This is a genomic window from Bariatricus sp. TF06-38A (assembly GCF_027690675.1).
In the GTDB taxonomy this organism is placed as follows: Bacteria; Bacillota; Clostridia; order Lachnospirales; family Lachnospiraceae; genus Allocoprococcus; species Allocoprococcus comes.
In genome coordinates this window covers 51817-68954 of sequence record NZ_JAQFCE010000012.1, presented here as the reverse complement: position 1 = coordinate 68954, position 17138 = coordinate 51817, and the positions used below count along the sequence as shown (strand labels likewise).

Sequence of the window (17138 nt, the reverse complement as noted above, 5' to 3'; positions counted from 1 at the left end):
TTGGGAGGTAGTGAAATGCAGTTACAGAATGAAATAGTAAAAAAGCACACGCCAATAAAAAGCTTGCTCATTGATTGGTTAATTATATTTGGAACGTATCTTTTTATCCGCATATTCTTTGCCCTCTTTGGGCTTCATCAGAATATTGTCCTCTTGGGCTGTTGCCTTGCGATATTGCCCTATCTTTTTGGGGCGTTATATTTACAGAAATCCCACAAGCAATGTCAATTATGGCTTGCTGCATTGGCTATTTTAATACCGTCGGTCGTTGAAAAAGCAGCAATATATTTATTTGGTGCGTACTTATACAATTTAAGACCGATAAATGTTGTAGGAGTTATGGAAGCGATTAAGAGTAACGCACCATATACAAACTTCATTAAAAATCAATCAGCACAGAATTTAATAAATCTATCATATTTTAATTGGACATATATTCTATGCAGTATAGCTATTTCTGTTTTGGTTATCCTGCTTTTACATAAGACAAAACAAAAAAGTAATAAAGGATAATGAGAAATTTTTGAAATTGACATAGTATAGAACATCTGCCGGACGACGGCAAAGAAAAAAAGCCGTCGCAACGCAGACAGGTTTTCACGCGCCTATTCTATTTCGGCGGCTTTGATTTTCAGAGCCGCCGTTTCTTTTTATCTATCTAAATTCTAACGATAACTCTCCTACTAGATAAAGACATGGCGGTATCAAGGAGGTATCGTCATGTCCTTTTTCCTATGCCCTAATAGACTGTTATCAAAAAAAGCCATTACCCGCCAACGGGTTATTCTGGCTACATAGATGAACTCACAAATCATACATATACTTTTGATAATTCCTTTGCGCCTGTCTGCAATTTGCAGACGGGCGCATTTTGTATTTTATCAAAAAACTTTTTCAAAAAATTTCTAAAACCAACGTCCATTTTGAAGTGCGTTGGTTTGAGGGTTTACGAAAGGGGACATTTCAAACTCCACCGCTTTCGCGGCAGCGAAAGGAGGTGAGAACATGAACGAGCCTATTCGTACCCAATGGCAAATCCGTTGTGCTTTTAACGGCTTTTGCAAACTGGCGTTGAAGCGAGAAGCTATGAATGCCCACAGGGACACAAAGCAGCGACAATTACGCGAGGTTACTTTTTCTGACCTGTCGCCACTGGAAGAAAAACAGCTCTACGTCTGCGACGAGTATTTTGCAGATGATGAAGCAGAACAGTCTTTCGTTGTCGGCGGCAAAGAAATTACTGCGAAGCTGCTTGCCGAAGCCCTGCACAGTTTGCCGGAAGAAAAGCGGGAAACCGTACTGCTGTATTATTTCTTTGACATGAGCGAACGCGAGATTGCAAAGTTTTGTAATCTGTCAAGGACAACGGTACAGTCCCGCCGGACAAGCTCAATGAAGCTGTTAAAACGCTATTTGGAGGAAAAAGCCTATGACTGCACAGATTAGTAAATCAGAACAGGACGAACGCGGCTTGTTGCCTTACCCGGTAATCATAGCCGCTACTAAGGGCGACCCGGAAGCTATGAACATTGTCGTACAGCATTACGAAAGCTACATAGCGTCCCTGTCTATGCGAAAGCTGCGTGATGAGCGCGGAAATATCTATTGGGGCATAGATGAGGATATACGCGACCGCTTGCGTTCGCGTCTTATGCGGGCTGTCCTTTCATTCAAGGTTTGAGATAACCACAAGCAGCGTCCCTCTTTCCGCTGCCTGTTGACTTGACCTTACTTGCTCTTTGACAAAGAAAGCGACGCAAGATAACGGCGACGCAGTATAGGGCAAATCGGATACGTCCTTTTTGCGTTGAGCCATACGGCAGGTGCGCCATGACGCTTTTCTTCTATTGGAGAAAGTCGAGCGACCACCACCACGCCGGGGAACAAGTGTAGCGGCTTGTGGGCGACGACACGCACTAAGGGTAGACAAGCCTTTATAGCCATAGTCCGAGCGTTAAAAGCGTCGCAGGCATTGGGTAGAGCTGCCTTAACGGGCAGGGGTGGAACTCCCGCGAGGTTGTGCTAACAGCCGTCCGATTAAAGCCCCTTTTACTATTCACTTTTCCTAATATTGAAAGGGGGACGATACTATGAGTAACGCCGACGTGCCTATTTGGGAAAAATACACGCTTACGATAGATGAAGCAGCTAAATACTTCCGTATCGGAGAAAACAAGCTGCGTAAATTAGCCGAGGAAAATCCTGCCGCCGGGTGGGTTATTATGAACGGCAACCGTATTCAAATCAAGCGCAAACAGTTTGAAAAAATGATTGATACCATAGACACAATCTGATAGTGAAATTGAGCCTTGAATGTGCTATAATGGGATAAGCATATCAAGGCTCTTTCCGTCTTGGAAAGGAGCATTGAAAAATGTCAAAGAAAAGACGTGACAGCAAAAATCGAGTTTTGCGGTCGGGAGAGAGCCAGAGAAAAGACGGAAGATATGCTTACAAATATATAGATACCTTTGGTAATCCGCAGTTTGTGTATGCGTGGAAGTTAGTACCTACGGACAAGACCCCTGCCGGAAAGCGTGAGGATATATCCCTACGAGAAAAGGTAAAAGAGATACAGAAAGACCTTGACGACGGGATAGACACCATAGGCAAGAAAATGACGGTCTGCCAACTTTATGCAAAGCAGATACGCCACCGGGGAAATGTAAGGTACAATACGAAAAACGGACGCAAGCGGCTGATGAAGCTACTGGAAGAAGATAAACTTGGGGGCTGCCCGATTGACAGCGTGAAGCTGTCCGACGCGAAAGAATGGGCAATCCGCATGAAAGAAAAAGGAATTTCCTATAAGACTATCAGTAATGACAAGCGTTCCTTGAAAGCTGCCTTTTACACAGCGATACAGGACGATTGCATAAGGAAAAATCCTTTTGACTTCCAGTTAAACACTGTCATTGAAGATGATACAGAACCAAAGGTTCCGCTAACACCAGCGCAGGAAGAAAGTTTTTTGTCCTTTGCTCAAAATGACAAAGTTTATCAGAAGTATTATGACGAGCTTATTATTTTGCTTGGGACAGGGCTTCGTATCTCTGAACTTTGCGGGCTGACCGATACTGACATTAACTTTGAGAATAGGATAATCAATGTAGACCACCAACTTTTAAGAAGTGCGGAAACAGGATATTACATTGAAACACCAAAAACGAAAAGCGGTATTCGTCAAATTCCAATGAGCGAAAAAGTATATGAAGCATTTAACCGAGTGCTGAAACGGCGCAGGGGTGCAAAAGCTGTTACTATTGACGGTTACAGCAACTTCCTTTTCCTCAACCGGGACGGCTACCCGAAAACAGCTACCAATTATGACGGTATGTTTAGGGGGCTTGCAAAGAAGTACAACAAGTACCATGAGGAAGCTCTACCGAAAGTAATGACACCGCACACCTTACGTCATACGTTCTGTACCAACATGGCAAATGCCGGAATGAACCCGAAAGCATTACAGTACATTATGGGACATTCCAACATTACTATGACGCTGAACTATTACGCACACGCTACTTTCGACAGCGCAAAAGCTGAAATGCTGCGGATAGCAGCTTAGTAGTAAATCAAGGTTTTACTACTTCTTTACTACTTTTGAAAGCAAAAACCTAAGCGGATATAAAAATATATGTGAGTTTCTTCCGATACGAAAAATGCCGGAAAAGCCTGTAAATACGGGCTATACCGGCATATAAGAACTTCTAAAAAGATAATCAAAATTCATATCTAATTTTAATGGAAAAACATACATCGTTTTTAAGATCGTTTTATTTCGTAATCTCTTTATTTTAGATACATTCTTCTATCTATATCCCTGTATTTCCAGGATATCTCCGTTCCATACACACTCTTCCGACAAGGAATTCTCTGCGTTTAATCTTCTTCCATTCCTCTGATCCACAAGACTGACCTGTTCCGGGTCAAACGATGCCAAAGGATCCAGTCCTTCCAGAGAATCTGAAATATCCTGCATCAAGTCTTTGATCTTCTGATTTACAGGAAGTTCCAAATCATATTCTTTTTTTTGCTTTATTCTTATTGTGACTATGATTCGATTCATCTTCCCATCCTCCTAACTATCTATGCACTTGATCTTCTTGCTGCCATTGCCTGCAAAAAAGATTCCAAAGCCTTTTTCCAGCTCTGCATTTCTTTGGCTTTGCGTAAAATTATTCTTATAAAAGCCTTCATAATGCACTGCCGTATCTGACAAAGCAAGAGCAACACCGGAAGATTTGAGGTCCACACCAAGCTGATCCTGCGTATAAAAATTGAAAAGATCACCCTGACGGATTCCACAGAGGACCAGCACGCCATAACCTTTTGTCTTTGTCATAATCCTGTGTAACTGCAGCTGTATATCATCCGGTAACTTGCTGCATTCTTTTATGTCATCGATAAGCAGGATCATCCAAGGTTCTTCCGTGATTTCGACCGCAGCTTCTTTTCTTTTTCGCATGCGATCTGTCAGTTCTTTGAAGATCTGGGAAAATAAATCCTGTACTTTCTCAGTTTCTGAAAGCTGCGCATAAGCAGTTCCCTTCTCCTGCAAGTCCGCCAGAGATTTTCTTTCTGAGTCCAGGCAATATAAAAGTGTATTTCCATTCACTTCCAGTACCATCTTTCCTATTCTGCGAAGCATTGCGCTCTTTCCACATCCAACTCTTCCGGTAACTGCCATTGCCGTCGTTTCTCCGGGCATTACATGAACCGCTTCTATGCTTTCTGCATCCAGTCCAACGGCAATTCCCTGCTCGTTGTTGCTGAGATCTGCCATACTTTTCACAGAAATGCTTTCCGGAAGAACCGGTATTCTCAAAGCAGGTTTTCCTTTCCAAGCTCTTGTCATGCCCTCTGCTTCTGCTTTCAAAGCCATTTCACGCTCTTTATCATTTTCTCCAGGTTCATACATTGCCTTCTGGAAATTGATCAGTTCCTGATTTACTTTAATCAGAGCATTACCTACTCTGTCCGGCAATCTTGCTTCTCTCACCTGTCCTATTAAAGTGCTGTATTCACTTCGGTCAGACTGCATGAAAGAAATAGCCCCAGAAACATTTGCCGTCAGCTTATAAGGCACGCCTGTATTGTTCACACCTGTATAAACAAAATAGATTCCTTTTGATGGACCCTCGCTAAAAAGACGGACAAATATGTCTTTATAATCCTGGTTCGATTCCAGAATACCACTGAAGCGATCAATCAAAACAAAAACAGCCGGCATCTCTTCACTAACCAGTTCCCGGTAAGCTTTCAGAGAATCCACTCTCTCCTGATTGAAGATTTTTCTTCTCTCATTCAGGAAACTGATCAGCATATTTATAAGCTTACCCAGCTTCTCTTCCTGTCCGGATCCCACAACGCCTCCCACCTGCGGGAAGGCCTCCATACCTGCCATATCCGCAATGATATAAAGATGCATATCCCGCGGAGAATACATACGGCATAAAGATGTTGCAATCGTCCGAAGCAATGATGTCTTTCCTGTCTGCGAGCTTCCAAAAACACCGAAATTGCCTTCCTTCAGGAAATCCATATACTGTATTCCCTGCACCTGAAGCTCCGGTCTGTCAAAAATACCTATCGGCACTGATAACCAAGGAGCATCTGTCATCTCCCATTTTTCTCCGTCAAAGCCACCCTCAACCGGCAGTTTCTTCCAGCTAAAGAGATCTGGAAGTTCTGTTTTCCACGGCGATGGCTGCTTCTCTATACCTGCCGCTTCTGCTGTTCTTGCTATATAAGCTATCACTGCCTCAATTTCTTTCTTATCCGAAACAAATCGGGTGTGGTTTTCTTCTACTGTTTTGATACGCGATCCATCTACTTCTACATAGCGCACTTCCAAAGCACCCTGCTCTTTATTTTCCTGATAAGGAGCTCCGGACCAGGCGGATTGGATCAACGCGAAAATTTCTGCCTTTTCGGAGGTTCCGACTCTTACATAAGCTCTTCCTGCCTGTGTAATCATCGCCGCATCCGGTTCATGAATCATCACCTTGCTGGCGGCAGCATTTTGCACCTTCATACAAATCTGATATTGGGTATTATTCCAGGTTCCCTCATCTACTGCATCTGCCGGACTTTGGGTAGCCAGAATCAGATGTACGCCCAGAGAACTTCCTTTTGCAGCTATGGAGTCAACCATTTTTTTGACAACCGGTCTTTCCTTGATCAGCTCTTTAAATTCATCAAATACGATCAGAAGTCTTGGCACCGCTTCTTTAAACTCACCCTTGTGATATCCTTTTATGTACTCCTTGATATCCTTTGCACCTACCGAAGCAAAAATGGCTTCTCTTCGCCTCAGCTCATGCTCCAGCGATTGAAAACATCTGTCAATCCCACTGCCAACATCCGTAATAATTCCACAGACATGTGGAAGCTTTTCAAGCGATGTTGCCGTACTTCCGCCTTTATAATCAATCACTACAAATGAAACATCCTCCGGATGATAATTACATGCAATAGATAAAAGCCATGAAATAAGCAGTTCACTCTTTCCCGATCCTGTCATACCTGCGACAAGGCCATGAGAACAGTGTCTGTGAAGAGATAATGAAAACAGCTTGCCGCCTTCACCTTCCCCTAACGGCGCAGTGATATTCACAGCGCTATCATTCTTTTTCCATCTTTCCAGCACGTTCAGGTCGCGTACCTTGTTTGTATCCATACATTGCAGGAAGGTAAGCGAAACCGGGATCTGTCCCTTGACAGCATCTTCAACCTCGATAGCCGACATCTGTCTGCAAAACGCATCAAACTTTCTCTGTGGAATCGGCTGATCCATGGTAAACCACATTTTCTCATCTGCTCTGTATTTATAAAAAGCGGTGGCCGTTCTGTCATCATACGGATCATCCACATTTACAATATACTGGCAGAAATTCGGCAGATAATACTGTTCATCATATAAAAAGATTGTTGATATCCCCATAGCAGGATCATTTTCGGAAAGCATTGATAAAAAGCACTCCGTTTTTTTCTGGAAGCGAAAAGAAAAATATAATGCGGAATCGGACTCGTCCCATTTTTCCACTTCGCCTGAAAATCCGGATCCTTTCGTTCTGCAATGATACTGTTTACTTTCTCACGGAATTTAGCATAAGAATCTACGTATCCTTTTTCACTATTCAGCGAAAGACTTGCAAGAGATTCTTCTGTAAGCGGATCAAAATTCAAATATCTGGTCTGCAATTCATCGTCCCAGATATGAGGAAGCCAGCGCAAAGATTTCCATTCTTCCTCTTCTTCCGGATCAAAAACGCCTACAATACGAACATCTCTGAAAAAATGCAATGTAGAAAGCGAAACCAGTATATTCTTTAATAAGTCTGTCACCTTGCCCCTGTTTCCGATCACACCAACAGAACTATACTTTAAAAGATCCAGTCTGGCAGGGACATCATCTACCAAATGAGTCTCCTGTATAATACGGTCTGTCAGCTCCTCCAGTTCATCCCTTTCCATATGGAAATCGTTTACATCTGTAGGCGGCTTTACATCTACACAAAGAGGGGCATACCCGGCACCCATTCTGACCTGCAGAAAATCAGAGTCTGTCGCTGTTCTCTCCCATAAAGAAGTCGACATCTTATTCAGAATTGTTTCGCATATTTCCGGCGAAGGATTCTCCTGGTTTATGATTTCCTTTTGTTTTTTTCCGATAGCATGAATATGCGCTTTTTCTCCTGCAATATAGTCCGCATATTTCTGGAAACGTTCTTCCTCTTCGACCATAAGCATCTTACGTGCTTTTTTATTGCTATTTCCAATCAGGCTTCCAACAGGGGAAATCATCATTGCTGCACGCATAGCAAGCATAGCAGGAGAAAAACTCGACATTGCAAACGAAGCTCCCGCCATGGCACCACTACTTAAAAGTGGCAAAAAGTTGGCTTTCCTGATAGAAAATCTTTGTGGTTTATTAGGTAAATGCGACAATCTCACCTCATCCACAGGCAAGGATTCTCTGATTCTCGGCGAACGATGGTATACCGGATACCCTTTCTGCATAGAAACAATATTCGTCGCCATCCCCGGATGATTTATCTCTTTCTGATATTTGAGTTCCGGTGTTTCATGAAGATTATAAAAATATAAAGTGTTCTCTTTGCAAATAATACGCAAATCACAAATATCAATTTCATCACCGGATTTCAGCATTGCCTTTTTAAGGGGACTTCCATTCAGATAAGTGCCATATTTACTTCCTAAATCCTCTATTCGTATTTTTCCTCTTTCAGATGTAATGAACAGGTGATTTCTGCTCACATAAGAATCATTTAACACAATATCATTTTTTTTAGATCTTCCGATATGAATCTGACACTCATAAGGAATAGGATATGATTCTGAATATTCTCCAGTATCCCTGGTAAACCTTACTTCTATTTTCGGAAATTCACAAATATTAACTAACTTAGCTTCTTCTTTCATTTCCTTTACTGACAAAGGGATTTTTTTTGCATTCAACTTCAGGATTTGTTTTTTTGCATGAAAACAGATCCCAAGTTGCCCGTCTACGCCAAGCTCTGACATCGGAAATGCATCTTTTTCACCAGATCCAATGGTATATTTTGTTCCTTCTTCAATATTCACCCGATATAAATGCTTTTCAGTGAAAATTGTAACTACATAACTCATACTGTTCCTCTGATTCCTTCCTCTAAACAAATGGTTTCCGACATCTTTTATATCAGATTCAACAGAACCTCCAGCCTCCTGTTTTTTGCAAACGCCGGTGTTCCGTCTTTCTTCATAATTTGCCAGACCATGGTATAGATACCTTCTATCGGTGGCGTTGCGAATTCCACTTTGACAGAGATTTTTTCCCCCGGCATAACATGCGCTTTAAGTGGTACGCATAATTCCTTTTTCACGTAAGAAAAGTTATCTCCGTTGATACACTCCAAATAATACTCATTCCAAATAGTCATTCCTGTATTTTGAATAATCCAGGTGTGAGAATACAAATTCCCTGCAATAATCGGGGCAGAAAGTCGAGGTATTTCTTCTATTACATTATAATTTTCACCCCGGATTGCTTTATCCTCTTCAAAATCCATTACCATGAAATGCAATCCTATTCCCAATTTATCCGGGAAAACAATCTTTCCTTTGCTATCCTTCATTTTCCAGTTCATGACATAAGTTCCCGGTTTGTCCGGTGCATAAAATGATACACTTGGAGACACTTTATCTCCCGGGTAAACAAATTTCGGAATCCGAAGAATTCTGTTTTTTTCATCTAATTCCATCATAGACTGATTACATTCATAATATCGATTCTCCCATAGAGTATCCCCTACATTTTTGATTACCCATGTATGATTTATTTTTTCTCCCGGCGATACAATGCTCATATCCGGTGGATATTCATATTGAAATAATGCAGCATCTTTTATTGCTACACCATTACTCTCCTCTTCTCCCTTAAGTTGCGCACTCTGTTCTTGATTATACAAATACTGTACGTAAATCTGATTAATTTCTTCCGGTAAAATAGCCAGTAGAACATAAAACGTCAGTACGTTCCCCCATTTTGTTTTCAACTGATTTGTCTCGTCATCAAACAAATATGATCTAAGCTTCCTCGAAATCTCGATTCCTTCTTTCTCTACAATCCGTAAAAATCTTTCATTCATAACCTTTTCGGAAATCTGACCACTCAAAAGCTCATTCGCTTTTCCTTCTATCCTCGAGATAGTCCATGGTTGTTCAAATAAAAATGTGCGTAATGATGCAATATATCGGGTTTCTCCTTTACAATTCGAAAAAAATCTGCTTCTTCGTGCTTTATCATTCCAGATTTTAAAATTGATCCATCGTATTTCCATTGGAAGAAGTTCTTCAAAAAAATCTTTTTTCGAACGGTATTTTGGGGGAACATTCCACACAGATGGATTTTCTTTACATTTGCCCGGATAAAAAATCTCATAAACTTCTTTTAAATTCATTCCGGCTGTCCCTCCTTTATTCAAGCACCATTATTTTTCAACAAATATGTTGAATATGCATATTTATTTTAACATTATAAGGTTGTATTTACATTGATTTTTGGGTTGTAAATTTTTCCAAAAAAATTCCTACAAACTGCTTAATTTCACAGTTCGTAGGAATTTCGTCTTTTATCTTTTTTTCATTGACTCTCGAGTGCGCTTCTATGATATGATGATACTATGGTCAAAAGTATAACAATTATTATTTCTGTACTTCCGGACTTCTTCCATACTTGCTTTACGGAAAAATTCCGCGAATATCAAATCATTACAAAGGAGATTTTTATCATGAGAGAAACTATTTTAGGCAATCATTTGCAAAAAATTCCTTCCATTGCAGTCGGATGCATGCGACTTTCTGAAAAATCGAAGGAGGAAATGAACCATTTCATTCACTCTGCATTGGAACAGGGCGCATATTTCTTCGATCACGCGGATATCTACGGCGGAGGTATGAGTGAGACTGTGTTCGGCGAAGCCTTTGCCGGCGATCCATCCCTGAAACGGGAAGATATTTACCTGCAGTCAAAATGCGGCATCCGGCAAGGTTGTTATGATCTCTCAAAAGAGCACATTTTGAAATCCGTCGATGGTATTTTAAAACGGCTTCAGACAGATTATCTCGATCTTCTGCTGCTTCACCGTCCGGATGCACTCGTAGAACCGGAAGAGGTTGCTGCCGCATTTGATGTTCTGTTTGAGAGCGGAAAGGTCCGCCATTTTGGTGTTTCAAACCACAAACCGATGCAGATTGCACTGTTGCAGAAGTATGTCTGCCAACCGCTCGTTGTCAACCAGGTTCAATTCAGCATTCCGGTTTCCAATCTTGTTGCAAATGGCATGGAAGTCAATATGGAAACCCCCGGTTCAATTGACCACGACGGAAGTCTGCTCGACTACTGCCGCCTCCATGATATCACCCTCCAGGCCTGGTCACCATTTCAGATGCCGGCATGGAAAGGATGCTTTCTCGGAAGTGACGAATACCCGGAGCTGAATCAAAAGCTTCATGTACTGGCTGAAAAATATAATGTCAGCGACACTACCATTGCGGCTGCGTGGATTTTACGTCACCCGGCAAATATGCAAATCATTACCGGAACTGCAAGCGAAAGCCGCCTGAAAGAAATTATCGCAGCATGTGAGATAACACTGACTCGCGAAGAATGGTATGAGCTGTACCTGGCTGCAGGGCATCCGCTTCCATAAGGATTTTCGGCATTATATTTCTGATTTTATATTCTTGCTGACTTATGCTATTACCCGCACCGTTGGTGCGGGTAATTCTATTTCCGGAATAAACAGACAGTTAGCAAACTGAAGCTGCTTTATCAGTTGGCCACGATTTTCTAAGTGCCACATAGGAAATCACAAAATTGGCAAACCAGCCAGCCGGTACGGCAAGCCAGACAAATTCGATACCAAAACGAGGTGCAAAAATCAAAGCAACTGTCAGGCGGATTGCAAGGTTTACCATATTGGCAACGAGAAACGGGCGCATGACACCAAGTCCACGGAGGACTCCATCTGTTGCCATCTTGATACCCATAAAAATGAAAAAGTAACCAAGCCATCTCATATAATCCCCGGACACCTGATATGCCAGGGCGGTTCCGTCTTTCCCCAGGAATAACGAGGAAATCTGGGTATGCAGCGTTTCAATGACTATAAAAGCAAGAACTGCAAAACATAAATCCAACACAAGTGCCGCATGATATCCTTTTTTGATACGTTCCATTTTCTTTGCGCCAAAATTCTGGGAAACATACGGTGAAACTGCATTTCCAATGGATACAAAAATCAGTGAAAAAACGTTCTCTACCCGCATCGTTGCCGAATAACCGGCAAGTGCCTGTGTACCGAATGGATTTACAACTGCCTGTACGATCATCATGCCAATTGACACTGTAGACTGCTGAAGAACAGATGGCACAGCGATCCGAAGCATGGAATGCAATTCCTTCCCATCAAACCAGTCAAAATGACTTTTATATCGACGCATCCGGCTAAAGAAAATCAAAAGTGAAAACACTGCCGAAATCCCCTGCGCAATGAGGGTTGCAAGAGCTGCACCAAATACCCCCAAACCAAGTCCGGCCACCATCCAGAGATCCATAAAAATATTCAAAATAGAAGAAAATATCAACAGTCCCAATGGAATCTTTGATTCACCGATCGAGGTAAACATCGTTGAAAGGATGTTATACATAAACAGAAACGGAAATCCCACAAAATAAACACGAAGGTACAGTACTGCTTCATCCAGTATATCAGCAGGTGTCTGTAATAAACTCATCATCGAATGGGAAAAACAAAAGCCAAATATACCCAGAAGTACGCTTAGAATCAGGAAGCTGATCAATGATGTTGACACGATTGTTTTCATTTTACTATAATCTCTGGCTCCAAAATAACGGCTCACGAGCACTCCTGCACCTACACCGGCACCCAATGCTATACAAATGAAGACATTCGTAAGTGCAGCGCAGGCACCGACTGCCGCCAGTGCAGACGAACCAACAAACTGACCTACGATAATAGAATCAGCCATATTATATACTTGTTGAAAAAAGCTGCCTAAAATCATAGGCATTGCAAAAACAGTTAATGCTTTAAGAGGCGCATCTGTAATTAAATATTCATCTTTTGACATTCTCCAGTTTCTCCTACTGTTTATTTTTTTCGTACTTCCTCAATTCCTCCAGTGCCTCTCCACCCATAGGATACAAAGTCACAATATTAAAAATCGTCATAAGTCCGATTCCCACATCACCAAGATCCCATACAATATGATAAGCCGCAATTCCTCCGATAAAGAGCATCACAAGTGCGAGGATTTTATATGCTGTCTGCCAGCACCACTTATCCCCTAAAAGATATGCCACATTTCCTCTTGCATAAAACAGGATTCCAAGAAACGTTGAAAAGCTGAAAAGGAACAACGTAACCGCAATAAAGATCACGCCAAATTTACCGAGATGATAATTCATTGCTGTCTGCAAAAGCTCCATTCCTTCCAGTCCTGCTATCATCTTTTCCGGCACAAGAAGCATGATCATCGCCGTACAGCTGCAGATCACAATTGTATCTATAAATACACCCAATGCCTGTATAAATCCTGCTTTTACAGGCGTATCACATTCTGCAGCCGCAGCTGCGCATGGTGCTGATCCCGAACCCGCTTCGTTGGAAAATAACCCTCTTTTTACACCATTCATAAGAACTGCTCCGAACCCTCCGGCTGCTGCCTGACGGATTCCAAACGCTTCCTGGATAATCCGCTCAAATACACCCGGAAGGCTTCGGATATTCAATAAGATAATGACTATCGTAATCACAAAATAACAGACTGCCATGATTGGAACCAGAATATCCAACACCTTTACTGTGGCATTTTTTCGCAGTACAATCACTGCCGCAACGGCTACCAGAATCACCGTCGTAAAAATTGGCGGAATCCCAAATGCATTTTCAAAAGAAGATGCAACCGAATTACTGATCACCTGACTGATCCCGGCCCAGCAGATAAGCCCTGAGATTGCAAAGAGCACCGCAATACAGACATGTTTCTTTGTCTTTCCTGTCCGTCTCTCTACATAATGATGCATATAATATGCCGGACCTCCGCGGTAGCCTCCGTAAAGCGGATCTTTTTCTTTATAAAGCTGTGCAAGTGTTGCCTCGATAAACGCAGTTGAAGAACCGATGATCGCTGTGATCCACATCCAGAATACCGCACCGGCACCGCCTGCGGAAACGGCAGCGACTACTCCTACCAGATTTCCCATTCCGACTCTTGTTGCAGTTGAGACGATCAGTGTCTGAAAAGTCGACAGACTGCCATCTTCCTTCTTTTTCCCGGTAAGTGCGCGAACCATATCGCCAAAAAGACGAACCGGCAAAAATCTTGTTCTGATCGTAAAATAGATTCCTGTGGGAATCAGCAAAATAATAAGCAGTGACACACCAAAAGAGGAGCCTCCCGGAAGTGGTATCCTTAAAAGATCTCCCCATAAAAATTGGTATACTGCCTGAATCCATGTAGTTAGCATTTCTCTTGTTTCCTTTTCTTTAAATTATTGTTCTCATTTATCTTATCACAAAGCTATTCTTTAAAATACAAAAAACACGGAAATATTCCGTGTTTTTTGTATTTACATCCTCTTTTTAGATTATTCTCCCCAGCGAAGTCCTTTTCCGGCTTCTACTGCCTTATCATAAATCACTTTTGCTGCTACCAGATCCTGCGCAGCAACTCCTACAGTTTCATATACGATAATTTCTTCGTCATTTTCACGTCCTTTGATCTTTCCATTGATCACATCTCCAAGACTTCCAAGCACATCCTCTTCTGTAATGATTCCCTCTGCAATCGGAATCAGAAGATCCCCCGTCTCTGAAAGCGCCGCCTCTTTTGAATCACAGATAATCTTAGATGCTCTCGGTAAAACTGCCGGATCCAGCTCATGCTTATGGGGCTCATAAGTACCTACGCAGCTGATGGTTGCACCGGCTTTTACCTTTGTTCCGTCAAATACCGGTTTTGCGGAAGGAGTCACTGTGATAATAAGATCTGCATCTTCGATACAGTCATCTGAATCCTTGGCCGGTATGATTTTTGCACCGTATTTAGCCAGTCCCTTCTGCATTTCTTCGGCAAATGCTTTGCATCTTTCTTCATTCAGGTCAAAGATCTTTACTTCTTCCAGCTTTCTTGCTGCGAGCATTGCCTCAAGTTGAGCTGCTGCCTGTCCCCCTGTACCGATCATTGCACCTTTTTTACATTCCTTTTTTCCAAGCAGATCAAATGCTGCACCGGAAGAGGCCCCCGTACGAAGCTGTGTCACATAAGTTCCATCCAGCATCGCGATCACATATCCCGTCTTTCCGTCGATCAGCATGGTCTGCGCCGGTGATGTCATCAGATTGTTATCGATATTGTGTGGAAAAATGTTGATCACCTTCATGGCTGCTGCATCTAATTCCGGAGCATAGGCCGGCATAAACAGAAATGCGCCGTCATATTTTCCATTGATGACTGTACGAAGTGGTGTATCTACCGTACCATCGACAACCATCTTAAATGCCTGCTTATCCGCTTCGATCATATCTTTCATTGTAATTACACTTTTAATATCCTCTTTTGAAAGCAATAACATACCCGTTCTCTCCTTATCCATACCAATACTTTTATTCGTGATGATATCCGTAGTCTGCATCCAGTGCCCATGGCTGCATTGCACCGCCTTCTTCTGCCGGTCTGCAGTTCTGTGCGTAAATATTTAAAACACCCTTCTGCTGCTTAAGCGGCGGACGTACCCAGGATTTTCTTCTTTCTGCTAAGATCTCATCGGATACGAGAAGATTGACGGTTCCCCCTGCAATGTCCATCTCAATTTCATCACCATTTTCGATCAAAGCGATCACACCGCCGTCATAAGCTTCCGGAGAAACATGTCCGACGATTGCTCCGTAGTTGAATCCGGAGAAACGCGCGTCTGTGATAAGCCCGACCTTTTTATCAAGTCCAAGTCCGATCAGCGCATCGATACTAAGCATCAGCTCTTTCATACCCGGTGCTCCTTTACAGCCTTCATAGCGGATAACAAGAATGTCCCCCGCAACAATCTCACCTGCCATAATGGCTCTATATGCATCCTGATCGCATTCATACACTTTTGCCGCACCTTTGATGTATTTTACTTCTTCATATACTGCTGTCGGACGTACGATCGCCCCTGCCGGAGAAATATTTCCCCGCATGATTTTAAGTCCCGGTTCTTTTGCTACAGGATCTTCCAGCGAATGAATGACTTTATTTGGCGCGCTTTTCACAGAATCGAGGAGTTCACCCCAAGTTGTATCCCCGTAAATCGTCGGCGCATCGGTATGGATTTTACCGGCAAGCTGCTTCATGACCTGCTTTACACCGCCGGCATAATGAAAATCTACAACTGTATACGGTCCGCTTGGAATCACTGCATTGATGCAGTAAATTTCCTTCGCATACTTTTCAAAATCTGCCAGTGTAAGCTTGATACCAAGTTCATATGCGTATGCCAGGATATGCAGTACCGCATTGGTTGATCCTGCAACTGCCATATCAAACATGATCGCATTTTCCAGAACATCTTTGGTGATCAGATCTTTTGGTGTCTTTCCGGACCTGGCAAGCTGTACCATGTATTTTCCTGCTGTTCTTGCAGCACGAAGTCTTGCATTATCTGATGCCGGAATTGTAGATGTTCCCGGCATAACCAGGTTCAGCACCTCACCTAACATCTGCATCGTGTTCGCTGTTCCCATGGACGGGCAGGCACCGAATGACGGGCAGACGCTTTCTTCCATTTCAAATAACTCAGCTTCGGAAGCACCTGAGAATCTTGCCGCATCCAGATCTGCCTCTACAACTGTCTTCCCGCAGTAATTTCCGGCCTGCATTGATCCCCCGGTCACTACCAGGGCCGGAATATCCAGTCTGCATGCTGCCAGATAACATCCGGCAATGATCAGATCACAGGATGCCACACAGCAGATTGCATCGAAATTATGTATTCTGGATACAAATTCGATGGACATTGCCACGATATCTCTTCCTACCTGCTCATACTTCATCTCATCCGCACCATTTGCCACATTTCCGCAAGTAGCCGGGATTCCGAATTCTACCGGGATTCCTCCTGCTGCCCAGATTCCCTCTTTTACAGCTTCTGTCACCTGGCGAAGATGCGCAGTTCCGGGAGAACCTGCCATGTAAGAATTCGGTATTCCGATATGCGGTTTCTGACGGATATCTTCATCCGAATATCCCGCCGCCTTCATCATAACACGGCGGTGTGCCGCTTCTGTTCCGTTCCAGTAATTGTATCCCATTATTCTTCTCCTTTAATTCATGATACACTTAAACTCCTTTGAATTTCATTCCCCTGTTCTATGCTATTCCAGTTTCCGGTCATTGAAAAGTCTGTAAAACTGATATCAGACTTCACTTTTTCTTAATACATTGTTAACTCTTTGATTTGCGCTTATATTTTCATTTTTTCTTATGTTTGATTTTAAAAAAATTTATAATAAAATCCCACGGATATTGATTATCTTCCTTATATTAAGTAAGATAGTAAAAGAGCA

14 protein-coding genes are annotated in these 17138 nt (G+C 42.5%); 6 read left to right on the top strand and 8 right to left on the bottom strand.

Annotation, left to right across the window (positions count from 1 at the left end):
- Nucleotides 1-15: 15 nt before the first annotated feature.
- The 5 genes from PG418_RS10585 to PG418_RS10565 all read left to right on the top strand — a co-directional run bounded on the left by PG418_RS10585 (nt 16) and on the right by PG418_RS10565 (nt 3568).
- Nucleotides 16-513: a hypothetical protein gene (locus tag PG418_RS10585; RefSeq protein WP_002610362.1), complete on the top strand. Its 498-nt coding sequence runs from the start codon at nt 16-18 to the stop codon at nt 511-513.
- Nucleotides 514-1005: 492 nt separating this feature from the next.
- Nucleotides 1006-1446, top strand: a complete 441-nt coding sequence (locus PG418_RS10580) for an RNA polymerase sigma factor (protein ID WP_002610364.1) — start codon at nt 1006-1008, stop codon at nt 1444-1446.
- Entirely contained in the window at nt 1430-1681 is a 252-nt protein-coding gene (locus tag PG418_RS10575) for a helix-turn-helix domain-containing protein (protein ID WP_002610366.1), read from the top strand. Before PG418_RS10580 ends, PG418_RS10575 begins: the two co-directional genes overlap by 17 nt.
- Before the next feature lie 409 nt (nt 1682-2090).
- Nucleotides 2091-2294, top strand: a complete 204-nt coding sequence (locus PG418_RS10570) for an excisionase (protein WP_002610370.1) — start codon at nt 2091-2093, stop codon at nt 2292-2294.
- 80 nt (nt 2295-2374) lie between these two features.
- Entirely contained in the window at nt 2375-3568 is a 1194-nt protein-coding gene (locus tag PG418_RS10565) for a site-specific integrase (protein ID WP_002610375.1), read from the top strand.
- A 243-nt stretch (nt 3569-3811) separates the two neighbouring features.
- Here the strand turns inward: PG418_RS10565 and PG418_RS10560 are convergent, their stop codons facing one another.
- From PG418_RS10560 to PG418_RS10545, 4 genes are read right to left on the bottom strand one after another with little or no spacing between them, the layout of a single operon-like run.
- Nucleotides 3812-4069, bottom strand: a complete 258-nt coding sequence (locus tag PG418_RS10560; protein ID WP_055155510.1) for an EsaB/YukD family protein — start codon at nt 4067-4069, stop codon at nt 3812-3814.
- A gap of 12 nt (nt 4070-4081) precedes the next feature.
- Nucleotides 4082-6970: an FtsK/SpoIIIE domain-containing protein gene (locus PG418_RS10555; RefSeq protein ID WP_498837368.1), complete on the bottom strand. Its 2889-nt coding sequence runs from the start codon at nt 6968-6970 to the stop codon at nt 4082-4084.
- Nucleotides 6877-8655: an FHA domain-containing protein gene (locus PG418_RS10550; protein ID WP_498837367.1), complete on the bottom strand. Its 1779-nt coding sequence runs from the start codon at nt 8653-8655 to the stop codon at nt 6877-6879. The genes PG418_RS10555 and PG418_RS10550 overlap by 94 nt, the downstream gene beginning before the upstream one ends.
- Before the next feature lie 47 nt (nt 8656-8702).
- Nucleotides 8703-9968, bottom strand: a complete 1266-nt coding sequence (locus tag PG418_RS10545) for an NBR1-Ig-like domain-containing protein (protein WP_055260369.1) — start codon at nt 9966-9968, stop codon at nt 8703-8705.
- Between the two features lie 330 nt (nt 9969-10298).
- On the opposite strand from PG418_RS10545, the gene PG418_RS10540 reads away from it, so the two are divergent.
- Nucleotides 10299-11219 carry an aldo/keto reductase gene (locus PG418_RS10540; RefSeq protein WP_022220063.1) on the top strand — a complete coding sequence of 307 codons (921 nt, stop codon included), beginning with the start codon at nt 10299-10301 and terminating at the stop codon, nt 11217-11219.
- Nucleotides 11220-11319: 100 nt separating this feature from the next.
- Here PG418_RS10540 and PG418_RS10535 read toward each other — a convergent pair whose 3' ends face one another.
- The 4 genes from PG418_RS10535 to ilvD all read right to left on the bottom strand — a co-directional run bounded on the left by PG418_RS10535 (nt 11320) and on the right by ilvD (nt 16883).
- Complete coding sequence (locus tag PG418_RS10535) at nt 11320-12663, bottom strand: MATE family efflux transporter (protein ID WP_055247987.1); 1344 nt, start codon at nt 12661-12663, stop codon at nt 11320-11322.
- Nucleotides 12664-12676: 13 nt separating this feature from the next.
- The gene (locus PG418_RS10530; protein WP_055260372.1) at nt 12677-14062 is read right to left on the bottom strand and encodes an alanine/glycine:cation symporter family protein; all 1386 of its coding nucleotides are present in this window, start codon (nt 14060-14062) and stop codon (nt 12677-12679) included.
- 120 nt (nt 14063-14182) lie between these two features.
- Nucleotides 14183-15169 carry an ornithine cyclodeaminase/mu-crystallin family protein gene (locus PG418_RS10525; protein ID WP_022220061.1) on the bottom strand — a complete coding sequence of 329 codons (987 nt, stop codon included), beginning with the start codon at nt 15167-15169 and terminating at the stop codon, nt 14183-14185.
- Nucleotides 15170-15200: 31 nt separating this feature from the next.
- Nucleotides 15201-16883 carry a dihydroxy-acid dehydratase gene (gene ilvD / locus PG418_RS10520; RefSeq protein ID WP_008368759.1) on the bottom strand — a complete coding sequence of 561 codons (1683 nt, stop codon included), beginning with the start codon at nt 16881-16883 and terminating at the stop codon, nt 15201-15203.
- Between the last annotated feature and the right edge of the window lie 255 nt (nt 16884-17138).